Genomic DNA, 3,862 nt, shown 5'->3' on the forward strand with positions numbered 1-3,862 from the left:
GTGTCGATCTGGCCCGTCGCCAGGGCCATGCCTCGCTCAGTCTGGTCACGGCCAATGCGGTCAGCGGCGGATTCCTCTCCTTCGGTCTGATGGCTGACCGGGCTTATGCGCTGGCCGATGCCCAGGTCAGAGTCATGGATTTGCGGGCGATGGCTCGCGTCACCAAGATCGCCCACGAACGTCTGGTCGAACTGGCTGCCGGCTCGCCGATTTTCGCGCCGGGCGCCGAGAGCTACGTCCTCATGGGCGCTATCGAGGCGATCTGGCCGGCACCTTCGGCCAGCTTGCTGGAAGCGGCGCTCGCCGCCGGGCGGGCCGCGCCGGCCGGCGATCTACGCCAGTCTTGCGGTGCCGAGCGCGGTGGCCGCCAACTGGCAGCGGACATCGCCAAAAACGTTCAGAACGCCGCCTGCGGAGCCTGACGGGATGCGTCGCCACGACCTCGTCTATCTGGATCGCGATGCGGCATTCGAGACGCCCTGCGCCGCAACGGGCGATGCCTCGTGGCAGGCGGCGCGCGACTGGATCGCCGCTGGCCGGCCGCTGGTCGCCGCCCGCCAGCCGGCCGGCGATGGGCCTTTGCTACTTGGCCTGAGCCTGCCGCTGAATCAGCAACGAAAGCGGCTGACCATCCATGTCGACCGCCGGGCCGTAGCCGGAATCGACGCGCCGCTGACCGTCGACCGCTGTTGTTCCCGGCTGCCGGTGGCCGAGGCCGAGGTGCTGCGCCGACTGGCCGAGCGGGCGGCTGCCTGTTCTGCACGCCTCGGCGTTTTCGGCTCACTGGCCTGGGAGGCGCTGAGCGGCGAGGACTACCGCCACGCCGAATCGGATATCGACCTGATTTGCGATGTCGATACCTTGCCGCAATTCGATGCCATGCTGAACGTGCTGCACCTGGCAGCCGACCAGCTGTCCTGCCGGCTCGATGGCGAAATCCGCTTTCCCGATGGCGACGCCGTTGCTTGGCGGGAGGTGGCTGCGCAGCGGGAAAATCCGGCTGCCCTGGTCCTCGTCAAAGGGCCGCATGAAGTTGGCTTGCGGACTGTGCAGGCCTTGCTGGCGACCCTGAACGGGGCTTGCTGCCATGCTTGAACGCATCGTCCCGAGCAATCGTCCTGCCCCGCTGGCCATCCCGGTCGACCGCGCCGGAACCGAGCGCATCGGTCGCCTGGCTATCCGCAGTCTGTACCGCGAGGCTGCCTTGGCGCTCAAGCCCGGCTTGGTTAGCCCGAACAGCCAGGGCAGCCACCGCGACATGGATTTCAGTACTTTCCTGCGCAGTCTGCAGGCCTTGCGCACCTACTTTCCGGCCATTGCTTCTTGCGGCCTGCAACGCCCAGGCTTTGCGCCCTTGCAGGCGTTGGGCATCGACGCCGAAGCCGCCATGCTGGCGGCGACCGGTGGCGTCAACACCCACCGCGGGGCGATTTTCAATCTCGGCCTGCTCTGTGCCGCGGCCGGCCGCCTGATTGCCGATGGAGAAACGCCGAGCGCCGCGACGGCTTGCCAAGCCGTCAAAAACAACTGGGCCGCCGACATTCTTGACGGTCTGGCCACCTTGCCAGCCGCCTCGCAACTGAAATTGAGCCACGGACTGGAAGTCGCCCGTCGCTATGGCAGCGGCGGGGCGCGTCAGGAGGCGGCGAGCGGCTTTCCGGCGGCGCTGGAGATTGGCCTGCCGGCCTATCGAAGCATTCTGGTCGCCACCGGCGACGGCGAACTGGCGGCGGTGCAGGCGTTGTTTGCCCTGATTGCCGAACTCGACGACACCAACCTGCTGTGGCGGGGCGGTCCGGCCGGGTTGGCCTGCGGGCGGCGTGCCGCAAGCGAATTTCTCGCGGCCGGCGGGGTCCTCGCCGACGACTGGCCCGAGCATGCGGCGGCCATCGACCGCGAGTTCGTGGCGCGAGATCTCAGCCCCGGCGGTAGCGCCGACCTGCTCGGCGTGACGCTCTTTCTCGCCGAACTCGACGGCCGGGACTGAAATGCGCCTGGCCCTTCTTTTCAGCGGTCAGGGTGGGCAAACCGTTGCGCACTGGCAGCAAGTGCAGGCGGGCATCGGCGGCGACCTGGGCCAGGCGATTTTGCAGGCAGTACCGGGCATCGTGGAGCCAATTGCCACGGTCAACCCGGAAAAACTGGCAAAAAACAAAATCGCCCAGCCGCTGATCTTCGCCCAGCAGATGCTGCTCTGGGGCAGCCTGCAAAGCCGTCTGCCGCGGCCGATCTGCGCGGCCGGCTATTCACTGGGCGAAATGGCCGCGTGCAGCGCGGCCGGCGCCTTCACGGCCGCCCAGGGTGTCGCCCTGTGTGCTGAACGGGCCGCCGCGATGGACGGCGCCGCTGCCGGCGAACACGGCATGCTCGCCGTGCTCGGGCTGGACGATGCGCTGGTGGAAAAACTGGCCAGCGAGGCCGGGCTGGCCGTGGCCATCCGCAATGCGCCGCGCCATCTGGTCGTCGCCGGGCCACGCGCCGGCATCGTGGCCGTCGCCGACCAGTTCGCAGCCGCCGGGGCGAGCCGGCTGGTCCATCTGGCCGTGCACACGCCATCGCACACGCCATTACTGGCCCAGGCTGCGGTCGACTTCAAAAAGCACCTCGATTTTCTGCCCGAGCGCCGCCTGGCCTTCTCCGTCCTCAGCGCCATCGATGCCACGGCGGCGCGCACCGCCCACCCGGCGCTAGCCGCGCTGGCCCGCCAGATCTGCACGCCGCTCGACTGGGCCGCCTGCCTGCAGGCCGTGCGCGAAATGCAGCCCGACGCCGTGCTCGAAATCGGCCCCGGCAACGCGCTGGCCAAGCTGTTCGGCGAACTCGCCCCGGAGATTCCGGTGCGCGCCTGCGATGATTTCCGCAGCATCGACGGCATCGTTCGCTGGCTCGAGGCCGGCCACTGATACAGTTCGGCGCTTGCCAATATCGCCGCAGCCTCCATTCTCGTGATCCCTTTCGATGTCATTCCGGCGTATCTGCTGACCGGCGCCGTAGCCGGCTTTTTTGCCGGGCTGCTTGGTGTCGGCGGTGGCGTCGTGGTCGTCCCGTTGTTGACCGTCATCTTTGCCGGGCAAGGGTTTCCGGCCAACGAAGTCATGCATCTGGCGCTCGGCACCTCGATGGCGACCATCCTGTTCACGTCAATTTCCAGCTTGCGCGCCCATCACGCGCACCGCGCCGTACTGTGGCCGGTGACGCGCGACCTGACGCCGGGCGTCCTGGTCGGGACGCTGCTCGGGGCAATGTTGGCGGCCCGCATTTCGTCGCGGGCACTGTCGATTTTCTTCGTCGGATTCATGATTTTCGTCGCCGTGCAAATGGTGGCCAACCTGCGTCCGAAACCGAGCCGCAACCTGCCGGGGCGCGGCGGTCTGGGCCTTGCCGGCAGTGTCATCGGCACGGTCGCCAGTCTGGCCGCGATGGGCGGCGGGGCGCTCACCGTACCTTATTTGATCTGGTGTAACGTCAGGCCGCACCAGGCGATTGGCACCTCGGCGGCGGTCGGTCTGCCGATCGCCATCGGCGGCAGCATCGGCTATGTCTCGAATGGCTGGGGGCATCCCGGCTTGCCGGCGGGCAGCCTGGGGTTCATCTATTTGCCGGCGCTGGCCGTCATCCTGCTTGCCAGCGTGCTGGCCGCCCCGCTCGGCGCGCGCCTCGCCCATCGTCTGCCGGTGGTCGTGCTCAAGCGGATTTTCGCGGGGCTGCTCTTGGTGCTGTCGAGCAAAATGCTGTGGAGCCTTTACGGCAGCTGATTGCCGAGTTCAGCGCGCCTTGAAGGCCGGCTTGCGTTTTTCCAGGAAGGCGGCCAGGCCTTCCCGGTAATCCTCGGTGTCGAGGAAGGCGAACGAGGCGGCTTTTT

The 3,862-nt window shown here is 67.7% G+C and carries 5 protein-coding genes; all 5 read left to right on the top strand.

The window, feature by feature from the left end; all coding sequences use genetic code 11:
• Positions 1 to 422: biotin-independent malonate decarboxylase subunit gamma (locus ADADOO_RS06725; RefSeq protein ID WP_511276097.1), on the top strand; the 422-nt coding region annotated here is incomplete at its 5' end.
• Positions 423 to 426: 4 nt separating this feature from the next.
• Positions 427 to 1,095: a malonate decarboxylase holo-[acyl-carrier-protein] synthase gene (gene mdcG, locus ADADOO_RS06730; RefSeq protein ID WP_511276099.1), complete on the top strand. Its 669-nt coding sequence runs from the start codon at positions 427 to 429 to the stop codon at positions 1,093 to 1,095.
• Positions 1,088 to 1,987 carry a triphosphoribosyl-dephospho-CoA synthase MdcB gene (mdcB, locus tag ADADOO_RS06735; RefSeq protein ID WP_511276101.1) on the top strand — a complete coding sequence of 300 codons (900 nt, stop codon included), beginning with the start codon at positions 1,088 to 1,090 and terminating at the stop codon, positions 1,985 to 1,987. Before mdcG ends, mdcB begins: the two co-directional genes overlap by 8 nt.
• Position 1,988: 1 nt before the next feature.
• Positions 1,989 to 2,903, top strand: coding sequence for a malonate decarboxylase subunit epsilon (gene mdcH / locus ADADOO_RS06740; RefSeq protein ID WP_511276102.1), 915 nt, complete (start codon positions 1,989 to 1,991; stop codon positions 2,901 to 2,903).
• A 42-nt stretch (positions 2,904 to 2,945) separates the two neighbouring features.
• Positions 2,946 to 3,755: a sulfite exporter TauE/SafE family protein gene (locus ADADOO_RS06745; protein ID WP_511276103.1), complete on the top strand. Its 810-nt coding sequence runs from the start codon at positions 2,946 to 2,948 to the stop codon at positions 3,753 to 3,755.
• Positions 3,756 to 3,862: the final 107 nt, after the last annotated feature.

It is taken from the genome of Azonexus sp., from assembly GCF_036170495.1.
Lineage (GTDB): Bacteria > Pseudomonadota > Gammaproteobacteria > Burkholderiales > Rhodocyclaceae > Azonexus.

Coding starts and splice junctions, on each gene's coding strand:
- mdcB (WP_511276101.1), top strand. CDS start 1,088: ATGCTTGAACGCATCGTCCCGAGCAATCGTCCTGCCCCGCTGGCCATC.
- mdcH (WP_511276102.1), top strand. CDS start 1,989: ATGCGCCTGGCCCTTCTTTTCAGCGGTCAGGGTGGGCAAACCGTTGCG.
- mdcG (WP_511276099.1), top strand. CDS start 427: ATGCGTCGCCACGACCTCGTCTATCTGGATCGCGATGCGGCATTCGAG.